This is a genomic window from Streptomyces sp. NPDC050509, assembly GCF_044457965.1.
Classification (GTDB): Bacteria; Actinomycetota; Actinomycetes; order Streptomycetales; family Streptomycetaceae; genus Streptomyces.
Genome location: NZ_JBITHL010000005.1, coordinates 290,276 through 309,350 on the forward strand (window position 1 = coordinate 290,276; position 19,075 = coordinate 309,350).

General features: G+C 67.2%; 20 protein-coding genes and 2 pseudogenes. 8 read left to right on the top strand and 14 right to left on the bottom strand.

Features of this window, described 5'->3' with window-relative positions; all coding sequences use genetic code 11:
* Window positions 1–122: 122 nt before the first annotated feature.
* Window positions 123–572 carry a DUF6304 family protein gene (locus ACIBJC_RS16795; RefSeq protein ID WP_329829337.1) on the top strand — a complete coding sequence of 150 codons (450 nt, stop codon included), beginning with the start codon at window positions 123–125 and terminating at the stop codon, window positions 570–572.
* A gap of 110 nt (window positions 573–682) precedes the next feature.
* Here the strand turns inward: ACIBJC_RS16795 and snpA are convergent, their stop codons facing one another.
* Window positions 683–1,345, bottom strand: a complete 663-nt coding sequence (snpA, locus tag ACIBJC_RS16800) for a snapalysin (RefSeq protein ID WP_399292670.1) — start codon at window positions 1,343–1,345, stop codon at window positions 683–685.
* 271 nt (window positions 1,346–1,616) lie between these two features.
* On the opposite strand from snpA, the gene ACIBJC_RS16805 reads away from it, so the two are divergent.
* From ACIBJC_RS16805 to ACIBJC_RS16815, 3 genes are all read left to right on the top strand, one after another.
* Window positions 1,617–2,615 carry a LysR family transcriptional regulator gene (locus tag ACIBJC_RS16805; RefSeq protein ID WP_399292672.1) on the top strand — a complete coding sequence of 333 codons (999 nt, stop codon included), beginning with the start codon at window positions 1,617–1,619 and terminating at the stop codon, window positions 2,613–2,615.
* A gap of 158 nt (window positions 2,616–2,773) precedes the next feature.
* The gene (locus tag ACIBJC_RS16810) at window positions 2,774–3,172 is read left to right on the top strand and encodes a RidA family protein (RefSeq protein ID WP_399292674.1); all 399 of its coding nucleotides are present in this window, start codon (window positions 2,774–2,776) and stop codon (window positions 3,170–3,172) included.
* A gap of 774 nt (window positions 3,173–3,946) precedes the next feature.
* Entirely contained in the window at window positions 3,947–5,059 is a 1,113-nt protein-coding gene (locus tag ACIBJC_RS16815; protein WP_399292676.1) for an ATP-binding protein, read from the top strand.
* A gap of 53 nt (window positions 5,060–5,112) precedes the next feature.
* On the opposite strand, the gene ACIBJC_RS16820 is transcribed toward ACIBJC_RS16815, so the two are convergent.
* From ACIBJC_RS16820 to ACIBJC_RS16845, 6 genes are all read right to left on the bottom strand, one after another.
* Window positions 5,113–5,874: a hypothetical protein gene (locus ACIBJC_RS16820; protein WP_399292677.1), complete on the bottom strand. Its 762-nt coding sequence runs from the start codon at window positions 5,872–5,874 to the stop codon at window positions 5,113–5,115.
* A gap of 193 nt (window positions 5,875–6,067) precedes the next feature.
* On the bottom strand, window positions 6,068–6,232 hold the full coding sequence (locus ACIBJC_RS16825; RefSeq protein ID WP_399292679.1) for a transposase: 165 nt from the start codon (window positions 6,230–6,232) through the stop codon (window positions 6,068–6,070).
* Window positions 6,233–6,524: 292 nt separating this feature from the next.
* On the bottom strand, window positions 6,525–7,334 hold the full coding sequence (locus ACIBJC_RS16830) for an aminoglycoside phosphotransferase (protein ID WP_399292681.1): 810 nt from the start codon (window positions 7,332–7,334) through the stop codon (window positions 6,525–6,527).
* 77 nt (window positions 7,335–7,411) lie between these two features.
* Complete coding sequence (locus ACIBJC_RS16835) at window positions 7,412–7,549, bottom strand: hypothetical protein (protein WP_399292683.1); 138 nt, start codon at window positions 7,547–7,549, stop codon at window positions 7,412–7,414.
* A gap of 3 nt (window positions 7,550–7,552) precedes the next feature.
* On the bottom strand, window positions 7,553–8,665 hold the full coding sequence (locus ACIBJC_RS16840) for a radical SAM protein (RefSeq protein WP_399292685.1): 1,113 nt from the start codon (window positions 8,663–8,665) through the stop codon (window positions 7,553–7,555).
* On the bottom strand, window positions 8,653–9,096 hold the full coding sequence (locus ACIBJC_RS16845) for an ATP-binding protein (protein ID WP_399292686.1): 444 nt from the start codon (window positions 9,094–9,096) through the stop codon (window positions 8,653–8,655). Before ACIBJC_RS16845 ends, ACIBJC_RS16840 begins: the two co-directional genes overlap by 13 nt.
* A gap of 154 nt (window positions 9,097–9,250) precedes the next feature.
* Here ACIBJC_RS16845 and ACIBJC_RS16850 point away from each other — a divergent pair, with 154 nt between their 5' ends.
* The gene (locus ACIBJC_RS16850; protein WP_399292688.1) at window positions 9,251–10,570 is read left to right on the top strand and encodes a helix-turn-helix domain-containing protein; all 1,320 of its coding nucleotides are present in this window, start codon (window positions 9,251–9,253) and stop codon (window positions 10,568–10,570) included.
* Between the two features lie 4 nt (window positions 10,571–10,574).
* On the opposite strand, the gene ACIBJC_RS16855 is transcribed toward ACIBJC_RS16850, so the two are convergent.
* Both ACIBJC_RS16855 and ACIBJC_RS16860 read right to left on the bottom strand, forming a co-directional pair.
* Window positions 10,575–11,117 (bottom strand): NUDIX hydrolase, encoded by a 543-nt coding sequence (locus tag ACIBJC_RS16855; RefSeq protein WP_399292690.1) that lies wholly within the window; start codon window positions 11,115–11,117, stop codon window positions 10,575–10,577.
* A gap of 142 nt (window positions 11,118–11,259) precedes the next feature.
* Window positions 11,260–12,593: pseudogene (locus ACIBJC_RS16860) on the bottom strand (ISL3 family transposase).
* A 102-nt stretch (window positions 12,594–12,695) separates the two neighbouring features.
* Between ACIBJC_RS16860 and ACIBJC_RS16865 the strand changes: the two are divergent.
* Window positions 12,696–13,015 (top strand): annotated as a pseudogene (locus tag ACIBJC_RS16865) (hypothetical protein); the annotation flags it as partial.
* Window positions 13,016–13,401: 386 nt separating this feature from the next.
* Here ACIBJC_RS16865 and sodN read toward each other — a convergent pair.
* Window positions 13,402–13,797 carry a superoxide dismutase, Ni gene (gene sodN, locus ACIBJC_RS16870; protein ID WP_329829348.1) on the bottom strand — a complete coding sequence of 132 codons (396 nt, stop codon included), beginning with the start codon at window positions 13,795–13,797 and terminating at the stop codon, window positions 13,402–13,404.
* Window positions 13,798–13,946: 149 nt separating this feature from the next.
* On the opposite strand from sodN, the gene sodX reads away from it, so the two are divergent.
* Entirely contained in the window at window positions 13,947–14,399 is a 453-nt protein-coding gene (gene sodX, locus ACIBJC_RS16875) for a nickel-type superoxide dismutase maturation protease (RefSeq protein ID WP_399292692.1), read from the top strand.
* On the opposite strand, the gene ACIBJC_RS16880 is transcribed toward sodX, so the two are convergent.
* Entirely contained in the window at window positions 14,303–14,932 is a 630-nt protein-coding gene (locus ACIBJC_RS16880; RefSeq protein WP_399292694.1) for a CGNR zinc finger domain-containing protein, read from the bottom strand. The genes sodX and ACIBJC_RS16880 overlap by 97 nt on opposite strands.
* A gap of 97 nt (window positions 14,933–15,029) precedes the next feature.
* Here ACIBJC_RS16880 and ACIBJC_RS16885 point away from each other — a divergent pair, with 97 nt between their 5' ends.
* Window positions 15,030–15,812 (top strand): class I SAM-dependent methyltransferase, encoded by a 783-nt coding sequence (locus tag ACIBJC_RS16885; protein WP_399292696.1) that lies wholly within the window; start codon window positions 15,030–15,032, stop codon window positions 15,810–15,812.
* Between the two features lie 167 nt (window positions 15,813–15,979).
* Here the strand turns inward: ACIBJC_RS16885 and ACIBJC_RS16890 are convergent, their stop codons facing one another.
* From ACIBJC_RS16890 to ACIBJC_RS16900, 3 genes are read right to left on the bottom strand one after another with little or no spacing between them, the layout of a single operon-like run.
* Window positions 15,980–16,732, bottom strand: coding sequence for an amino acid ABC transporter ATP-binding protein (locus ACIBJC_RS16890; RefSeq protein WP_399293193.1), 753 nt, complete (start codon window positions 16,730–16,732; stop codon window positions 15,980–15,982).
* A 5-nt stretch (window positions 16,733–16,737) separates the two neighbouring features.
* Window positions 16,738–17,691, bottom strand: coding sequence for an amino acid ABC transporter permease (locus tag ACIBJC_RS16895; RefSeq protein ID WP_399292698.1), 954 nt, complete (start codon window positions 17,689–17,691; stop codon window positions 16,738–16,740).
* Between the two features lie 36 nt (window positions 17,692–17,727).
* On the bottom strand, window positions 17,728–18,684 hold the full coding sequence (locus ACIBJC_RS16900; protein ID WP_399292700.1) for an ABC transporter substrate-binding protein: 957 nt from the start codon (window positions 18,682–18,684) through the stop codon (window positions 17,728–17,730).
* Window positions 18,685–19,075 lie beyond the last annotated feature (391 nt).

A 19,075-nucleotide genomic window follows, 5' to 3' on the forward strand; every position in this document is an offset into this window, starting at 1 on the left:
CATCACCGTGATCATCCCGGAGCCCCTGTGAGCCATCGAAAACGGAGTACTCGTCAGGAACTACGCAAGGAAGCGGTGACCCGTGCTGCGGCGGAAGATCTGCTACCGCTACAGTCCGCGCCATGACAGCGGAGTCGACGGATTCATGGGCGGGTTGGTACCGGGACCGCCAGGGGGCGGAAGCGATCACCCTTACCGCGGGTGGGCAGCAAGTGCGTACGCAGATCAGGGGAGTTGAGTACGAAGGGGTGGATTTCGCCGTACTTGAAGCGGTGGGAGCCGAAGCGGGCGGGGTGCTGTCCTCCTGCGTCATGGAGTGGGACATCCCGCTGCCCGTCAGTTCGGACGGCGCGGTCGAACAGGCCACGCTGAGTTGTCTGCTCGCGCTCGGCGAGCGGGGCGAGGAGGGGCCGGTCGGCCGCGCGGAGCTGAGCCTGACCCTGCACTGCGGCGGGGCGGCGTACGCGTCGGGGATCGCCGGGGGCGGCTTCGAGGAGGCGCTCGGCCGGATCAGGCGACAGCTCCCGACGAACACGGAGCTGTCGGACCGGCCGCTGGTGGGGGCGTCCTGACCCGTTGAGTTCCGGGGCCGGGAGGGCATGGGGCATGCGGGCACACGGAAGGGGCGTCCCGTGGGGGGTGGATACGGGGACGCCCCTTCGCGTGCGGTGCGGGGGAGAGGTCAGGAGATCTTGGCCAGCGCGGCGGCGAGGCCGTTCGCCCAGAGGGTGTTGACCCGGGAGCGCTCCGCCGCGTTCGGCTGCGCGTTCTGGCAGGACGTGCCGGGGCCGCCGCCCGACATCAGCTCGCTGCACGGGCCCGTGTAGTGGTCGGGGAGGCCGAGGACGTGCCCGGTCTCGTGGGCGGTGACCCGGGTCGAGTTGTACTGCTGGTTCTGCGCGTAGTCCAGGAAGATGTAGCCGGACCCGTGGCCGTTGGTGCTCGCGTACGAGCCACGCGAGTCATTGCCCTCGCGGTAGGTGAAGTCGACGCCGCTGGTGCCCGCCTGGAGCTTCACGTTGGAGACGGCGCTGTTCCAGATCGAGGTGCTCGCGGCTATCTGGCTCGCGAAGCGCGGCGCGGCCGAGGCGTTGTAGACGACGGTGACGGCCTGGATGCCGGGGTTCGCGGCGCGCTTCTCGGCGACCGACTTCACGACGGCGTCGAAGAACGCCTTGTTGTTCGCGGCCTCCTCCTTCGAGCCCTCGTACGCGGCGTACGAAGCGGCCGGCGCGGCCTCGGTGCCGGTGGCGGACGCCGACGCGGTGGGGGCGAAGGCGAAGGCGGTCGCGAAGGCGATACCGATGGAGAGAGCTGCCGAAAGTGCGGACTTGGGGTGTCGCATGTGGGGGGCTCCTGCTTCCTGCTCGTCCGGTGAACGGATTCGGGTACCGCAGAGTCTCGATGAGTTCGCCCCGACGCGGATGATGTCAGCCGCCGATAACACCAGCGCATCACCCGAGGCGTCTCCCGCCGGGTCTCCCACCCCACCTCCTGGCGCCTCCCGTTGACACATCACCCCGCGTAGATTCCCGGCGGTATTTCTTCGAATCAGGCTCCAATTACTGCGATTTGACCATCTGGTGCGGCTCAGACCTCCGCTCTACTCTCTGGGCATGGAGCTGGAGGTGAGACACCTGCGCGCCTTGTGCGCCATCGCCGACACCGGCAGCCTGCACAAAGCGGCCCGCCAGTTGGGGATGAGCCAGCCGTCCCTCACGACGCAACTGCGGCGCATAGAGAACGCGTTGGGGGCCGAGCTGTTTTCCCGCGAACGCACCGGCTGCCGGCCGACCCCGCTGGGCCACTCCGTCCTGAGCCGGGCCAGGCCGCTCGTCTCCGGAATGGCCACCCTGGTCGCCGAGGCGCGCGCGGCGGCCGACCGCAGCGCCGGGCCCCGGCTGCGCGTCGGCTCCACCGCGAGCCGCGCCCTCGCGGGCTGGCTGCGCAGGCTCCGGCACCGGCTGCCCGGCACGGACATCTCGCTCCACATGGACGTCTCGCCCAGCGCGCTGCTGCGGATGCTCGCGGCGGGCCAACTCGACGTGGCCTTCGTGCACGAGGTGGAGGGCTGCCCGCTGGCCGTCCCCGAGGGGCTCGCCCGGCGCGTCCTGGTCGAGCGGGAACCGCAGTTCGTCTCCATGGCCCGGGACCATCCGGCGGCGGCCCGCCAGATCGTGGAACTGGCCGATCTCGCCGGGGACCGCTGGATGGTCGATCCGTCGGTGGACGGCGAATGGGACGGACTGCGCCGGGTACTGGGCGCCGCCGGTCTCAACCCCCGGGTCCTCCAGGGCGATTACCTTACCGCCGCCTCACTGATCGCGGTCGGCGAGGCGGTCGCGCCCTGCCAGCCCACCTCGGGCCCCCGCGACGACATGGTGATCCGGCCGCTGCGGGACGACCCGCTGGCGGTCCGGCTACTGCTCTTCTCGCGGTTCCCGCACGCGGACGGCACGCCCGGCGACGCCGGTGCCCTCGGCGGGCGCGCCCTCGAAGCCGCGGTGTTCGCGGACCTGGAGGCGGCGTACCGGGAGGCGGCGCTACGGGCGGTGGACTACCGGCGCTGGCTCACCCGCCACAAGAGCCCCCTGCTCCACGCCCCGGCGGCCTGACCCCCGTACCGGCATCCGCGTACCGGCATCCGGGGGGGGGGGGGGGGCGGAGGAAACCGTTCAGCGGTACGAATAGGGTCGATCACGCTGAGCAGGCCGGGGTGTTCAGCCGTATCCCCAGGTGGACACCCCAGGGGCGACTTGAGGAGCGATTTGAGATGGCCCACCGCATGACCGTGCCCGGCCTCTTCCCGCCGCCGGACTACGCCCACGCGGCGATCGTCGAGACGGACCGACGACTGGCCTTCCTGGCCGGCGCGGTCCCGCTCGACAGCGACGGCAAACTGGTCGGCCCGGACGACTTCGTCGCCCAGACGGAACAGGTCCTCGCCAACCTGGAGAGCGCGCTGGCGGCCCTCGGCTGCGGCCTCGCCGACGTCGTCTCCACCACGGTGTACGGGGCGACCCAGGACCCGGCGGACCTCAGCCGCGTCTGGGAAGTGGTCCGCGCGGGCGGCCTGACCCTGGGCCCGCACGCGTCGACGCTCCTCGGGGTGGCGTGCCTGGGCTACACGGGCCAGCTCGTGGAGATCACGGCGGTGGCGGAGATCCCCTGATCCGGCATCCGGGATGGGCACGGGGTCAGGAAACACGACCGCACCCGGACCGCCGAGGACGCCGTTGCCGGCGGTCCCGCGGACCGGGTGCGGACCGGTGTGTGGGTGAGCTGCGGGGACGCAGGGCACCCCGGCCGGTGCGTCAGGCCTTCTTGGTCTCCAAGTAACGGGCCGGGTCGGCGACCTGCGGGGATCTTCTCCATGGGCTGCTGACCTGGTCTTTTGCTGTTGGTCAGCGATGGGCCGAGACGGTCCTGATCGGGTGTCCTGCGGACTGTGTGCGGACTGGGCTAGGACTGATGCGATATCACTTCACGGCTCTCGCGGCACCGCTACGGTGAGCAGTGCCGCCACTGATAGCACGATGCCACCGAGGAACACACGAACGAGTCTGTTGCACCGGATGCTGCTGCTCGGTCTGAGGGCGAGACGACATCCGGATCTGCCACCGTTCCCCAGGATGTGACCGCCGGGGGCGCCACCGCCGCGGCCGGCGAAACTGAGCGAGGATCGAGCACCTACGCCACCGGCGGTGGTGGCGTTTCGTTCGCGCACCGCGTCGCGGCCGTCTATCTCGCTGTTTAGCCTGCCACGCACCTCATACGACAGGCATGCCGCGGGGGCCATGCCGTCGATGTGCCCGGCAGCCAAATCTCAGCCCTGCGCCTCATCTGATGTCCGCAGGTTCATAATTGACCCTAACCGACCGCTCTAGAGAGCGTGCTCCAGAGCGGGTCGCGCAGAGCCGCTGCACGCCCAATGAGAGGTCGTACGTTGCCGCGAACCATCCGCTTCGACAGGCGATCCGAGGAGCTGCATTTTGAGAGCGCCAGCCGCAGATACCGGGACGTCGATGGATACGTATTCCATGAGTCCGAACTTGCCCAGTTCAAAGCCGTCGACCTCAAGAATGCGCTCCAGAGTGCCGCAAATCTTTACGAAGCAGACGAAATGGGCGCATTTATCGTTGAAGGCGATATGGGCGAGTTTGACGACGAATGGTCACCCCCGGGCCCAGTACAGATCACAATCAAAAAGGGGATTCTCCTCGTAGAGATTCACATTGTCACGAGAGCGGAAGAATACGACGAAGAAACGCTTCCCGAGGTCTACCGCTTGATCCTTGCGCCATACCTAGCCAGACGGAAGGCGAAACTGCGTGACATCGAAATGACCGTCGAATACCACACAGCCCCCTACGTATGGCGCATTGACATCGAATGCGATCTACGTAATCGACTAGCACGCGATCTGTTCGAGGTAGGCAGTGACGCAATCGTGTTGCTGGAAGCTGTAGAGAGCGGTCAACTCACCCGCGAGACAACTATTGAATTGCTTCGCGCGGGGCGATCCGACGCACTAATCGGTCAACCAGAAGGCTCATGGCTCGACGTCAAAAGTGCCCATTACGACCTCGACACACAACACGGAAAGCTTGCAATTGCCCAGGCGGTAGCAAGGTTTGCAAACGCTGAACACGGCGGCATCGTAGTAGTAGGCATGCGTGGGAAAAAGGTCCCCTCGGGTGAAATAATTCATAGCTCATGCCCCGTACCCATCGACGGGCGCACACTGCGGCGCTATCAGAGCGCCCTGGAAAATCACTTGTACCCTCCCCCTGATTTGCTTGAGATTGAGGATTTCTCGAACGGGCGGGGGCAGGGCATCGTGTTTGTCCATATTCCGCCTCAACCTGAAGAACTCAAGCCATTTCTCGTCCACGGGGCAGTGGTAGATGGCCAAGTCGAGGGCGCCTTCATCAGCATCGTCCGCCGCCGAGGTGAAGGGTCGATCCCCATTACAGCTCCCGCAATTCATTCCACCTTGGCCGCTGGTCGCGCTCTGCTGCGGCGCGGCCAGCTCCCCACCGATCCGCACAACCAGTGAGCCCATCCAAGTTGAGGTTCGATGACGGCAGGGGTCCTATAGTTGCGAGTTAGCTAGGCGCTGGCAGACGAAAATTCTTGGCTAATCAACTCCCGCACCTCGTCGGGTGTATGCATACTCGACAAGGTTACAGTCTTCAATATTTGCCCTTGCGCCAGTGCCCTTTTTTCCGCCTTCGACGGCATCGGCTCCGGAATGGCCACATTGAGGACGACAAGAATTTGGTCACCCATATCCCTAATCCTCGGTGACTGCGTCAATTTTTGATAGCGAAACCGAAGGCGATCACCCTCAGTTTGAGAAAAGTGCTGAATCTCGACATGCACTCTTCCGCTAGGTAAATCGATATGACCGTCACTACTTCTACCCCCACCAATGTACCGGTCTCCAAAAGCTTCCCTTAGCTTCGACTTCATTGCAGAGTCGTAAGCCGCAGCAAGAGCCATCTGAATTGCTGGGTCCGTGACCGCCCCGGGGTCATAGGCCGCCAGAACACCTAGGGCAGAGTTCAAGTCTTCTGCGGGCGTGTTGGCGATCTCAATTGCTGCCGCTTGTCGATTGTGCAGCAAGATCTCATTGTCGCCGATCCGGGCACGCTTAATCGAAACACCTGAGATGGCGATCACGGTCAAAAGGGCGCCGAGAGTAATGAGTGCAGTCGGGCCCGCTTCAACCTTGCGCAGGAACACGGCCGCAGTACCCGCACCAATCATCAGAAAGCCGACGATCCCCGCTATCCATCGCTCGCTGGTCTTGAGCGGCGGTCCCGCCTCCTCAGCCGGTTCTACCTCTGGGCTCACGTCATCTTGAGACATGCGCCGATCCTACGGTCAGCCTGATTGTGCTGTCTCGGTTCTCGCGTGCACGCAGACCAACTCGGTCAACCGGGCTGGGCCGCTTTCGTGCCTCGCCGAGCGGCCCGAACGCGGGAAGAGTCGATCACCGCCCGCGACCAGTTGAGCTGCTTTGCCGCTCGCGGCCTGGCCAGCAGCACGACGTGGAGCAGCATCAGACTCCAGCCTCGTTGAGGGCAGCGAGCCAGCGCCAGCACGTCATGCCCGAACCGAAGCCCAGCTCCTTCGGCAGATACTCCCATTGAATCCCGGCATGCAGCACGAACCGAATGACGCACAGATCCTTGCGGTCAGGAACTCTCGGCCTGCCGAGCGCCACCTTCGGCGCCGTAATCGGCAACAACGGCTATACCAACGCCCACAGTTCATCCGAGACTGTCCACGGACGTGGCTCTCTCGTCCCCAAACAGTCCAACGACCATCCAAGCCAACAGTCACATCATCTGACAGCTCTGTCGGGACCTCAAAGCCCACCCTCAAAGCCTCGGGCTTTCACGAGATGGCCTGTCCGAAGCATGATCGGGAATGCCCGAGGTTGGGTGGCGACAGCAGCGCCCGGAACGCCAAGTCGAGTTGCGCCACAACCTGTGCGGGGCGAACTTCCGGTCTCCTCAGGAGCGATCGTTTCGGTGCTGCTGCCAGCGTCGTGCGGCGTCAAGCAAGCTCCTTGTCCAATCATCCGGTGCGGACCCTGCGATCTCTTCCCAGAGGTTCGCGCTGGCGTCAGCGAAGGCGTCCACTGCTCGGGGTGGTGCCAATGCCCAGGTAGGAAGAAACGCGACCGCCTCCTCTGCGGCTGATGGCGTGTGGCCGGCCGAGATGAGCCAGATGATCCAGTGGGCCGGATCGAGCCAGGCCGCTCCGCGGGTGGCCCAGCCCCAGTCGACGAGGTGAGCACGGTCGTGGGTGATGAGAACGTTGTGGTTGTTCCAGTCGGTGTGGAGCAGCGCGTTCCCGGCGAAAGCTTCCGCGTCAGCGGGATCGGCGACATAGCTGGCCAGGCGTTGTTCGGCGTGCCGGAGCTCGATGTCAGGGCAAGGGAGAGAGGCGAGCTCTTGGAGGGCGGCGGTGACTTTGGGCAAGTCAGGGGAGCCTGGGGAGTAGTCGGCATGGTGGTCGTCGATGGCCTCAAAGCCGAGGACATCCCAGCCCTCGGCGATGACGTGGAAGAGCAGGCGCGGGGCGAGCGGGGTCACGTACGGGTTGATGTCTGCCTCGCGTTGCTGCGTCCAGACCCAGCGGTGGTCGGCGCGCAGGCCCTTGAGGAAGACGACTCCGCCGGCGGTGTGTGCGAGCGCGGAGAGGGAGCTGTTGAGACCGGTGCTGACGTCTTCGATCCTGAGAATTGAGCCGGTCTCGGCCTCGATGGCGGTACGAGCGCCATAGGGGAGACCGGCGAAGGTGATGGAGGGTGCGGGCATGGCCGTCAGGTTTCCAGATCTACGCGCCAACAGGGGCCTCCGGCGCGAGGTGCCGCCGAAAGCCCCTGACGGGATGGTCAGTTGTACGGGTTATCGTCCCCACAGCCGGGCGTGGTGGCCGCAGTGAAGGCGTCCACGTCGTCGATGAGGATGATCTCCGCATCAGGCTCGGACGGCGGGCGGATGGGGGTGATCTCGACTGCTACGGCGGTCATGGTTCAGCTCCTTGTAGTCGCGTGTTGGCAGTACCTGTCCAGTGGTGCCTTCGCCTCCTGGTAGACCTTGGCCAGCGGCCGGCAGACCCGGCAGGTGCCGGAGAGCTGGCAGCCGGCGCAGCCACCGGTGCGAAGCATCAGGGAGTCGGCGATGCCGCCGAGGCGGCTCAGGCCCTCGACTCCCGTGGTCATGAGGGGGATCGCTGCGTCGCGGCCGACCTTGCAGATGGAAGCCATGCCGTGCGGGTCGACGTGGAAGAAGGTGTGGCCGGCGTTGCAGCCGTTGAAGGGATCGCGATCTGCGAGGTGGTCCGGGGCCTGGGTGGCGAGGGTTTCTGCGCCGCCGTAGATGGTCGGCGACATATGGGTGTACTCGCGGTACGGCAGCCCGTAGCGATCGGCGAAGGCGCGCATCTGGTCAGCCTCATGGGCGTTGTGCCGCGTGATGATCAAGGCAAGATCGAGGGGTAGCCCGGCTTCGTGGGCTGCATCCAGTCCTTTGACGAACATGCGGTACGCGCCCCGACGCCGGGTCAGCCCGTCGTAGGACTCGGCGGTGGCCCCGTACAGGCTGAGTGTGATCCGGTTCGGCCTCAGGCGTGTCAGCAGGCCGAGGTTCTTCGGTGCGGCAAGTCGCGAGCCGTTGGTGAGGATCTCGACCATCATGCCCAGCTCGTACGCCAGTCGGTACGTCTCGGGGAACAGCTTGTCGATCATCGGCTCACCGCCCGTGAGCTGGAGCCAGAGCACCCCGGAGTCCCGGATGGCGTGCAGCAGGCGCTCACGCTCAGGCCACTCCAGGCCGGCAAATTGCTTCAGGCCGAGATAGCAGTGCTCGCAGTCGTAGTTGCAGCCGAGGTTCAGCTCGTACGAGGCACGTCCGTACCCATATGGAGAGCGGGAGCGGACCAGCACAGTCTCCCCGAGACGTCGGTCGCTCAGATCGGTTTCCCAAGCCTGGCGGGCCACGTCGGCCAGCCAGGTGGGCGCTGCGGAGGTGCCCGGCGCGGTGCGCAGTTCCTCGTACCGGTGAACAGGAAGGCGGGCTGCCCTCGGACTGCCAGGTTGCACGAGGAGGTGGTGGTCGAGGTACGGGGCAGCGATCAGGTCGTGCATACGGACTCCTCACTCGGACTACCGAGGATCAGGCGGGCCCACACGGTCTTGCCGAGCGGATAGCGGTCGTGGTGGCCGGTCTCCTCAGAGAGCGAATCGACGAGAAGCAGACCTCGGCCGCCTTCGTCGTCCTCCCCGGCCTTGGTGGGGCGGGGAGGGGTGCGGCTCGCGTCGGAGACCTCGACCAGGCAGCGCGGGCCGTCAACAGTCAGCCGAACTTCGAAGAGGTGCCCACGTCTGCCGCCGTGCTGGACGGCATTGGCGGAGAGCTCTCCGCAGACGAGGACCACCCGGTCAATGTCCTCCTGGCCGTATCCCCAGCTCGCGAGCGTCTTGGAGACGAGGGCGCGGGCCAGGGGCACGCACTTGCGTACCGGGCTGAACTGCATCTGCCACCGCAACGGGGTGGTGTGTCGGTCGTGCGTCGTCATCGCGTGCATCGTGTCCCCTCGTCGCGGGCGGGCTGTGGGACACAAGTTCACCGCTGCGGCGATCACAGAATCAGGTCACAGTGATTACCCAACGTGGGTAACCTCATCAGCAATCGGTCCCATGCCGGTCCGGACGGACGAGTGAGGGGGATGTGTGGCACGCTCGCAGGCCCACCGGGCCCTGCCGGCCGATCTGCTGGCTAGCGCGGCCTGGCAGGAGGCCTGTCGCGCCAGGGACTTCGCCTGCATCTTCCGGCTGGTCAAAGTCAAGGCCGGGATCTACCCGTCGCGAATCGCCGCGCTGTGCGGCATGACGCCGAGCAGAGTCGGCGAGATCATGGCGGGGCGGCGCGGCTTGGCACACATCGACGTGATCGAACGCGTCGCCGACGGCCTGCGCATCCCTGGTGCAATGCTCGGCCTGGCCCACCGCCCCTGGGAGATTCCTTTCCCGCCCCGCACCGACGAGAGGCCGCCCGAGCCCCTTCCTGCCGTACCGCGCGAACCGCAGCGCACCGAACCGGCAGAGGAAGCAGAGGAATTGGACGACCTTCTCGCCCTGGTCGACGGCCGTGCCACCCGTTCCACCCTCACGGCCCTGCGCTCGTCGGTCCAGGACTACTGGCGGCGAGACAACGCACACGGCGGCGCGACCCTGCGGCCCGCCGTCGTGGGGCATCTGCGCTATGTCGGCCGTCTCCTCGATTCTGCCGAGGCTGGCTTACGGCACGACCTCCAAGGGGTCGCGGCCGAGCTGGCACGGCTTTCCGGCTGGGCCTACTTCGACGCCCGTCAGTACAGCACCGCACGCACCTACTTCACCCAAGCGCTCAAGCTCTCCCACACGCAAGGCGACAGCCTCTTCATGGCCAATGTGCTGTCCTGCATGAGCCTGCTGGCCACCTACGACGGCAACCCGAACGATGCCGTGGCCCTTGCATGCCGCGCCCAGGACGCGGCCCGCGCCGCCGGCGAACAGCCGCTCGTCATGTCGATGCTGCACTTGCGTGAAGCGTTCGCCCATGCCGCTCTTCGAGACGCCCAGGCTTGCCACCAGGCCGTGGATCGCTCCCGTGACCAGTACGAACGCTCACGCGCACATGAAGCCGAGGCGCCCGACTGGGTCCAGTACTTCGACGAGACGAAACTCCTCGTCGACACCGGCATCGCCTACGCGCGCCTCGGCGAACCAGCCCGCGCCGAACCCCTCATCACTGAGGGATTACGTCGAGAAAATGCCGACCAACAGCGAGGCCGTGCCTTCCACGCCTACTGGCTGGCTAGCGCCCAGCTCCAGCTGGGCAAACTTGACGAGGCATGCACGAGCGCCGGCCTCGCCCTCGACCTCGCCGCAGCCATTGACTCGCCACGAGTGAGCGGCCACGTCCAGGAGCTTCACCGCCGAATGCTGCCCTACGCGCGCGAAGCCCCCGTCCTCGCTTTCGAGCAACGCCTGCGTGAAGTCCTTGGCTGACCTCTTATGAGGAACTGCCGGTCGCCTCGTCCAGCAGCAGGTACAGCAGGCCGACCAGGCTGCCACTGCTGACGACTTCGCGGCGGTCGATCATGCCTCGGATCTCGGAGATCGGAACCCACTCGATTCGGTCGGACTCGTTCAGCTCGGTCGGTGGACCGGCATACGAGGCTGCCTCAGCGCGGAAGACGAAGTGCTCGGAATCCGTGATGCCGTTCGCGGGTTGCGCGTAAACCAGCGGCTTGACGCCCTCCACCCGCCACCCGGTCTCCTCCTCCACCTCGCGAGCGGCAGCCTGCTCGGGGGTCTCGTCGGCCTCGATGAGGCCCATCGGAAGTTCCCAGCCCCAGGTGTCGGTGATGAACCGGTGCCGCCACATCATCAGCACGCGCTTCTGGTCGTCGACCACGGCCGCTACGGCCAGGTGCCGCATCCGGACCACATGGTGTTCCCACCGCCGGCCGTCAGGCTGCTGGACATCCACAAGCCAGAGATTCACCCATGGGTTGTTGTAGATCTGCCGCTCGCCATGGACGGTCCACTGCATGAGCCCAACTCCCTTGTTTCAGTGAAGTATCCAGCATGTCACTTTGACGAGAATCCGTCCGCCAGGTTGGCGCATCAACGCCCACGCGGGTCTGTCAAACGAGCGGCTCTGTCCCGTAATCGGTGGTAGCGCTGTGTGGTGATCATTGGAGGAGGATGCGGTGGCGGAGCAGGGGGAACACGGCTCGGCCGTGCATCTGTCTCATGATCTGTTTGGTTCGGGTGTTGACGCCCGCGGTGCGGCCGTTGTGGTAGGGGCGGGTGAGTTCGGTCATCTCGGGGCAGGCTGCGGCGAGTTCCCGCGGTAGTGCGGTGTCCTTGTCGCGCCGGTTCTCGGGCGGGTGGGCAGGAGGCGGGCGAAACGCTGCGGGGTGGTGACCGGCTTGCCACCCTCGGCGCGGCCCTGGGTGAGGTAGCGGACCAGGAGGTTGGCGCTGCCGGTGTAGCCCAGCTCCTTGATCTCGCGCAGGAGGTGGGTGACGGGCGCAGCGGGGTCTTCGCTTCGGCGTCGGCGCAGGTGGTCGCGGTAGGGGTCGACGAGTGTGGGCTTGTAGCGGGGTGCGCGGCGGTCGCCGGTGGGCTCCTTCATGCGGGCGTACCGCTTCACGGTGTTCAGGGCGACATCGAGGCGGCGCGCGCATTCGAGGAGGCCGACGCCCTGGTCGAGCAGCTGCCGGCGCTCGCGGGTGGTCTGCTCGCGTACGCCCCCGGGGCGGGTGGGGTTCACGGTTGTGGCCCAGCAGGCGGAGTGGGAGCGGACTTCGGCCAGTGCCTTGCCGCACAGGTTGGACCAGAGGTGCCATGTGTCGCTGACCTGTGCCGCTTCGGGGAGGGCTTGGCGGATCGCTTCGGCGTAGGTGGCGGAGCCGTCGTGGCACACGTACTGGGCCCCGGGATGTGCGCGTAGCCATGTGGTCAGGGTCTGGGCGGTGCGGTCGGGCAGGACGTCGATCCGCTCGCCGGTCTCGGCGTCGATGATCACGGTGGCGTAGCGGTGGTGGCGTTTGAGTGCGAAGTCGTCGACGCCGAGCACGCGCGGTACGCGCAGCGGTGTCACCACCGGGCGCATGAGCATGTGCAGGGCGGTCGAGCGGGAGATCGCGCAGGCCGGAACGCGGCAGAGGCGGGCGCCGGCCCGGTTCGCCAACTCCTTGACCACGGAGTTCGGTTGGCTGGTCAGGCGGTTGGTGCGGCGTTGGTAGTGCTCCACGACGCCGGGAATCTGCTCGCGGAACGTCTGCTGCGGGCAGTCGAGAACCCGGCACACCAGGCGGCGGACCCGCACCGGGACGACGATCCGCCGTCCGTCCACCGGCACGTCCGCGAGCACCCGCCGATGAAACCCGTGCACCCGCGCTGTTCGCGTCCCGCACGCGGGGCACGGCACCGGATCATCCCGGGTCCGCGCCGACACCCGGATGACCTCACCCTCGCCCGTCACCCCCTCGATGACCAGGGCCGACAACCCTGAAAACACCACCGCCACAAGCTCATTGACATCGCGTACACCATGCCAACAACAACCGTCACCCTTCGTTACCAGCGATTGCGGGCCGGAGCCGCTCGTTTGACAGACCCGGACGCCGCCACCCTCATCGGGCCTCTCCTGAGCCTCCCGGACCTGCCGTACGTCGACCTGCCGCGCCCCCAGATCACCATCAGCCACCCCAACGGCTACCTCTGGAAGCGCGACCACGTCGACGCCTGGCTGGGAGACGCCCCGCCGTCTGGATCGACGATGACTTCATCGGTCTCGACCACGCCTGGGCGGCGGAGCGCGCCGCCGAGAGAGCAGCGCCCCTTCTCGTTCAGCCCGACCCGCGCCTCGGGCTGCAACCCGAGCATCTGAACGAGGTCGCGACGTGGGTCTCGCAGCTGCCCGCAACCCGTGACGCTTGACGACTGATGCCCTCGCTGCCACCGGCAGCGAGGGCATCAGGGTGCACTGTGAGCGCTGCCTGCGCCTGGGCGCCGTTCGGTTTTCTGGACGAAGCGCTCGTCTTCGCACGAGTCTTCGAGCTGTCCCTGAAGAGCTGATGTCCCCGTTGGAAGGGCCGGACCTCACCAGCGGACGGCACGTCCGGGAAGCCGTCGAGGCGTATGACGAGACACGCGACGCCCGAAGACCGCCTGCACCACGCCGTAGGCGGATCTACGCGCACCTGTGGCCGGGCAAAGAAGACCGCACCCGGACCGCCGAGGACGCCGTTGCCGGCGGTCCCGCGGACCGGGTGCGGACCGGTGTGTGGGTGAGCTGCGGGGACGCAGAGCACCCGGCCGGTGCGTCAGGCCTTCTTGGTCTCCCAGAAGATCTTGTCCACCTGGGCGATGTAGTCCAGGGCCTTCTGGCCCGTCGCCGGGTCGGTCGAACCCTTGGCGGTCGAGAGGGCCTTGAGGGTGTCGTTGACGAGCTGGTGCAGCTCCGGGTACTTCTCGAAGTGCGGGGGCTTGAAGTAGTCGCTCCACAGCACCGAGACGTGGTGCTTGGCGAGCTCGGCGCGCTGCTCCTTGATGACCGTGGCGCGCGCCTGGAAGTGGGGGTCGTCGTTGCCGGCCATCTTTTCCTGGACGGCCTTGACCGACTCGGCCTCGATGCGGGCCTGGGCGGGGTCGTACACGCCGCAGGGGAGGTCGCAGTGGGCGCTGACCTTCACCTTGGGGGCAAACAGGCGGGAAAGCATGGTGCGGTCCTTCCTCGTGATCGTCTTCTCAGGTGGGACATTACTCCGTGAGAAGAGGTATTTCGCGAGTGCCCCCTAGGGCTTAGGACAAAAGTCCGGGTCGGTGCGGGACCGGCGGCGGAACGTACGGTGGGACCGGGAGGTGCCGTATGACGGAACTGGGGCAGGTGCCGGGGCTGGGACCCGAGCCGGTGCCGGGGCGGGAGCCGCGGGTGCCGTGGGGGATCGCGGAGGTGACCGGGCCGTCCATGTATCCGACGCTCCGACACGGCGATCAGCTTCTGGTCCGCTACGGCGCCCCGGTCAGGGCCGGGGACGTGGCCGTGCTGAGGCATCCGCTGCAGCAGGATCTGCTCATCGTGAAGCGGCTGGCCGAGCGGCGCGACGGCGGATGGTGGGTGCTCGGGGACAATCCGGGCGCCGAGGGGGACAGCCGGGTGTTCGGGGCGGTGCCCGAGGAGCTGCTGCTGGGGCGGGTCAGGGCGCGGTACCGGCCGCTGGGCGATCAGCGCTCGGCGCGCGCGGTGGTCTCCTGGCTGGTCCGCGGGGTGCGTCCGGTGCTCGCGGAGCGCTCGTTCTCCAGGCGTTTGCGGGCCCGGTAGGCGGCGACGTTGGCGCGGGTCGCGCAGCGGTCGGAGCAGTAGCGGCGCGAGCGGTTGGTGGAGGTGTCGAGGTACGCGTTGCGGCACGGCGCCGCCTGGCAGAGGCCGAGCCGGTCGACGCCGTGCTCCGTGAGGTGGAAGGCGAGGCCCATGGCCGCGGTCGCCGCGTACCCCGCCGTCGCGTTGGACGGATGCTCCGCGAGGTGCAGGTGCCAGCGGGGATGGCCCTCGTCGTCGAGGAGGTCGTGCCCGGAGATCTGCGGGCTGACCGGGAACTCCAGCAGCAGGGAGTTGAGCAGGTCCACCGCCTGGGTGGCCTCGCCCGAGTCGGCGGCGGTGAAGACGGCCCGCAGTCGCGTCCGTACGGAACGGAAGCGCGTCACGTCGGCGTCGGTCGCGCGGCGGGCCGCCTGCGAGTTGGGTCCGAAGAGGGCACGCACGGCCTCGACCGAGGTGAGGGTGTCCGTGCCGCGGGCCGGTTCCTCGGTGTTCACCAGGCGTACGGCATTGTCCGAGTAAGAGGCCAGTTCCACTTGTAGTCCTTACGGAAGCGGTCTAGGGTCTGAGCGAGTGAGGGGCGTAATAGCCGTTTACGCTTCTAGGGTATTACCGAGGTGTGGGGAGGGTGTCATGACGGAGACGGGGACCAGGGGGAGCGGAAGGGCCGCCGCGACCGACTGGCGGGCCTGGCAGGAGAGCTGGGACCGCCAGCAGGAGTGGTACCTCCCGGACCGGGAGGAGCGCTTCCGGGTGATGCTGGACATGGTCGAGGCCACGGTGGGCCCCGAACCGCGAGTGCTGGACCTCGCCTGCGGTACGGGAAGTATCACGGACAGACTGCTGAATCGGTTCCCCGGAGCCGTCAGTACCGGGGTCGATCTCGATCCCGCCCTGCTCACCATCGCCCGCGGCACCTTCGCCGGGGACGCCCGGGTCACCTTCGTCACCGCCGACCTCAAGGACCCCGCCTGGACGGGGCTGCTGCCGTACCGCACGTACGACGCCGTCCTGACCGCCACCGCCCTGCACTGGCTCGCCCCGGAGCCGCTGGCCGGGCTGTACGGGCAGCTCGCCGGGGTCGTCGGGGAGGGCGGCGTCTTCATGAACGCCGACCATATGCCGGACGCGTCCACACCCCGGATCAACGAGGCCGAGCGCGCCCACCGGCACCTCGCCATGGAGCGGGCCAAGGCCGCGGGCGCCGTCGACTGGCCGCGGTGGTGGGAGCTGGCGGGCCGGGACCCCGTCCTCGCGGAGCCGACCGCCGAGCGCTTCCGGATCTTCGGCGAGCACGCGGACGGGGACACCCCGTCGGTGGAGTGGCACGCGCGCACCCTGCGCGAGGCCGGCTTCGGGGAGGCCCGTGCCGTCTGGTCCTCGCCGTCCGACTCGCTCGTCCTCGCGCTGAAGTAGCGGGAATCGCCGGCCGTCCTGGTCGATGTCGGTGGTGAAGTGAACAGGTGGAAGAGGGAAGAGGTTCGACAGAGGGTGCGAGGGTGCGCTGGGGAAGACCCGGCGCACCCTCTTCGTATCAGAGCCCGCGGAGGCCCTCAGAGGCCCTCAGAGGGCCTCGGGAGACCTCAGAGCACCTTTGACAGGAACGACTTCGTCCGCTCGTGCTGCGGGTGGGTCAGTACGTCGCGCGGATGGCCCGCCTCGACGACCACGCCGTCGTCCATGAAGACCAGCGCGTCGCCCACCTCGCGGGCGAAGCCCATCTCGTGCGTCACCACGATCATCGTCATGCCGTCCGCCGCGAGGTCGCGCATGACGTCCAGGACGTCACCGACCAGCTCCGGGTCGAGCGCCGACGTGGGCTCGTCGAAGAGCATCAGCTTCGGCTCCATCGCCAGCGCGCGGGCGATCGCCACCCGCTGCTGCTGGCCCCCGGAGAGCTGTGACGGGTAGTTGGCGGCCTTGTCGGCCAGACCGACCCGGTCCAGCAGCCGTTCCGCGCGGGCGCGGGCGACGGCCTTCGCCTCGCCCCGTACCTGGACGGGCGCCTCCATGACGTTCTCGATCGCCGTCATGTGCGGGAAGAGGTTGAAGCGCTGGAAGACCATGCCGATGTCCCGGCGCTTCCTGGAGACCTCGCTCTCCTTCAGCTCGTACAGCTTGTCGCCCTTCTGGCGGTAGCCGACCAGCTCGCCGTCGACGTACAGCCGGCCGGCGTTGATCTTCTCCAGGTGGTTGATGCACCGCAGGAAGGTCGACTTCCCCGAGCCCGAAGGGCCGATCAGGCAGAACACCTCGCGCGGCGCCACCTCCAGGTCGATGCCCTTGAGGATGTGCGCGGCGCCGAAGGACTTGTGTACGGCCTGGGCCTGCACCATGGCGTTCATGAGACCGCCTTAGGGGATCGACGGAACGTTGACAGGGCGGAGAGGTTCCTGACGACCTTCTGCCAGGGTGTGAGCGGCAGCGAGCGGCTGGAGCCGCGCGCGTAGTACCGCTCCAGATAGAACTGGCCGATGCTGAAGACCGTGGTCAGGATCAGGTACCAGGCCGCCGCGAGGAACAGCATCTCCGCCGCCGCGCCCGAGGTCTGCCCGATGTCCAGCGCCGCTCTCAGCAGATCCGGATACTGCACCGCCGAGACCAGTGAGGTGGTCTTCAGCATGTTGATGACCTCGTTGCCCGTCGGCGGCACGATGACCCGCATCGCCTGCGGGATCACGACCCGCCGCAGCGTCCTGCCCTGGCTCATGCCGAGCGCGTGCGACGCCTCGCTCTGGCCCTCGTCGACGGAGAGCAGACCGGCCCGGCAGATCTCCGCCATGTACGCGGCCTCGTTCAGGCCGAGCCCCAGCAGCGCCGTCAGGAACGGCGTCATGAACGAGGACCAGTAGTCCTTGTAGATCGGGCCGAGGTTGATGTACTGGAAGACCAGGCCGAGGTTGAACCAGACCAGCAGTTGCACATAGACCGGCGTCCCGCGGAAGAACCAGATGTAGAACCACGCGACGGAGGACGTCACCGGGTTCTTCGACAGGCGCATCACCGAGAGGATCACGCCCAGCACCACGCCCATCAGCATGGCGAGGACGGTGAGCAGCAGGGTGTGCCAGACACCGGAGATGATCCGGCCGTCGAAGAAGAAGTCGGGGATCGCCCCCCAGTTCACCTTGCCCTGCGAGAAGGCGTAGACGAGGGTCGCGAGCAGGGCGACGGCGACCGTGCCGGCCACGTACCGCCCGTAGTGCCGGACCGGGATGGCCCTGATGGCCTCGGGACCGGCGGTCGGCGGACCCGTGGGACCGGCGGGGTCCGCCTTGTCGATGTCGATAGTCACAGATGTATGCCTCTCAGCGCCCAGCCTCCCTCACGGTCACGAGCCGCCGTTGAGCGTGGCCTCGGTGACGGCGCCGGAGTCCGCGCCCCACTTCGCGAGGACCTTCGCGTACTCACCGTTCTTGATGATCGCGTTCATGGCCGTCTGGATGGCGCCGGAGAGCTGCTTGTTGTCCTTGGAGACCGCGATGCCGTACGGCGCGGCCTCGACCGGCTCGCCGACCAACTGGAAGTCGTTGCCGCCGCCGGAGGTCTTCACCGCGTACGCGGCGATCGGGGAGTCGGAGGAACCGGCGTCGGCACCGCCGCCGCGCAGCCGGGTCTGGGCCTGCTGGTCGTTGTCGAACGACTCGATGGTCAGCTTCTTGCCGGCCGGGCACTCATTCGCCTGCTTCTTGGCGAGGTCCTCGGAGACCGAGCCGCGCTGCACGACGATCTTCTTGCCGCAGAGGTCGGTCCAGGTCTTGATCCCCTGGTCCTTGCCCTTCGGCGTGTAGATCGAGACACCGGCGGTGAAGTAGTCGACGAAGTCGACGCCCTCGCCGACCTTCTTGCCGTCCTCGACACCGTCCTGCCGGTCCTTGGTGTCGGTCATCGCGGACATGGCGATGTCGTACCGCTTGGCGCGCAGGCCGGTGACCAGGGTGTCGAAGGTGGCGTTCTCGAATTCGAACGTCACGCCGAGCTGCTTGCCGAGCGCGGCGGCGATGTCCGGGTCGATACCGGCGATCGCGCCGTTCTTGTCCTTGAACTCCACCGGCGCGTACGCGATGTCGGAGCCGACCTTGACGACCCCCTTGCTCTGGATCTCCTTCGGCAGCTTGTCGAAGAGGGGGGCCTTGGCGGCGGACGAGGAGGCCCCGCCCGTGTCGGAGCCGCTCTTCGTCTGGTCACCGCAGGCGGTGAGCAGCAGGGTGCCCGCGACCGCGATCGCGCCAACCGCGGCCATCCGGGACCTCGCGGTGGTCGTACGACAGGTGGTGCTTGCGGTCATGATCAGGATCCTCCGGCGGATGAGGGAGCTGCCAATGGCCGAGCACGCGTCTTCGAGTGTCGCGACCTAGTGTGATGAGTGGCATCTTGCCATTCGGACGGTCCCCTCAAGAGCGCCGGGCATGTCAAAATCGGGTAACGGGAGATCCCCGCGATATCGACGAGGCAGCCCATCACGGCCGGACCTTCTGTCGAGGCACCTTCTTGCGGCCGTAGAATCTCCGGTCCGTATCCCCTACCGGGTGTGATTCATCTGCTTTCCGGAAGTGTCGGCATTATGCGGCATTGCACGGCATGAGCGGCTATGAGTCATCTCACCGTGGGGGACCGCGCGCGGACACCGCCGCGGCGCGCGTGTGCGACGCGCCCGCTCCGTACATACGCACGTCGGT

What these genes read in the sequence shown, in the direction of transcription:
- ACIBJC_RS16845 (WP_399292686.1), bottom strand. Translation starts at nt 9,096, where the DNA reads ATGACGACGCACGACCGACACACCACCCCGTTGCGGTGGCAGATGCAG.
- ACIBJC_RS16840 (WP_399292685.1), bottom strand. Translation starts at nt 8,665, where the DNA reads ATGCACGACCTGATCGCTGCCCCGTACCTCGACCACCACCTCCTCGTG.
- ACIBJC_RS16805 (WP_399292672.1), top strand. Translation starts at nt 1,617, where the DNA reads ATGGAGCTGGAGGTGAGACACCTGCGCGCCTTGTGCGCCATCGCCGAC.
- sodN (WP_329829348.1), bottom strand. Translation starts at nt 13,797, where the DNA reads ATGCTTTCCCGCCTGTTTGCCCCCAAGGTGAAGGTCAGCGCCCACTGC.
- ACIBJC_RS16855 (WP_399292690.1), bottom strand. Translation starts at nt 11,117, where the DNA reads ATGCAGTGGACCGTCCATGGCGAGCGGCAGATCTACAACAACCCATGG.
- ACIBJC_RS16820 (WP_399292677.1), bottom strand. Translation starts at nt 5,874, where the DNA reads ATGTCTCAAGATGACGTGAGCCCAGAGGTAGAACCGGCTGAGGAGGCG.
- ACIBJC_RS16810 (WP_399292674.1), top strand. Translation starts at nt 2,774, where the DNA reads ATGGCCCACCGCATGACCGTGCCCGGCCTCTTCCCGCCGCCGGACTAC.
- ACIBJC_RS16885 (WP_399292696.1), top strand. Translation starts at nt 15,030, where the DNA reads ATGACGGAGACGGGGACCAGGGGGAGCGGAAGGGCCGCCGCGACCGAC.
- ACIBJC_RS16795 (WP_329829337.1), top strand. Translation starts at nt 123, where the DNA reads ATGACAGCGGAGTCGACGGATTCATGGGCGGGTTGGTACCGGGACCGC.
- ACIBJC_RS16830 (WP_399292681.1), bottom strand. Translation starts at nt 7,334, where the DNA reads ATGCCCGCACCCTCCATCACCTTCGCCGGTCTCCCCTATGGCGCTCGT.
- ACIBJC_RS16890 (WP_399293193.1), bottom strand. Translation starts at nt 16,732, where the DNA reads ATGGTGCAGGCCCAGGCCGTACACAAGTCCTTCGGCGCCGCGCACATC.
- ACIBJC_RS16835 (WP_399292683.1), bottom strand. Translation starts at nt 7,549, where the DNA reads ATGACCGCCGTAGCAGTCGAGATCACCCCCATCCGCCCGCCGTCCGAG.
- sodX (WP_399292692.1), top strand. Translation starts at nt 13,947, where the DNA reads ATGACGGAACTGGGGCAGGTGCCGGGGCTGGGACCCGAGCCGGTGCCG.
- ACIBJC_RS16900 (WP_399292700.1), bottom strand. Translation starts at nt 18,684, where the DNA reads ATGACCGCAAGCACCACCTGTCGTACGACCACCGCGAGGTCCCGGATG.
- snpA (WP_399292670.1), bottom strand. Translation starts at nt 1,345, where the DNA reads ATGCGACACCCCAAGTCCGCACTTTCGGCAGCTCTCTCCATCGGTATC.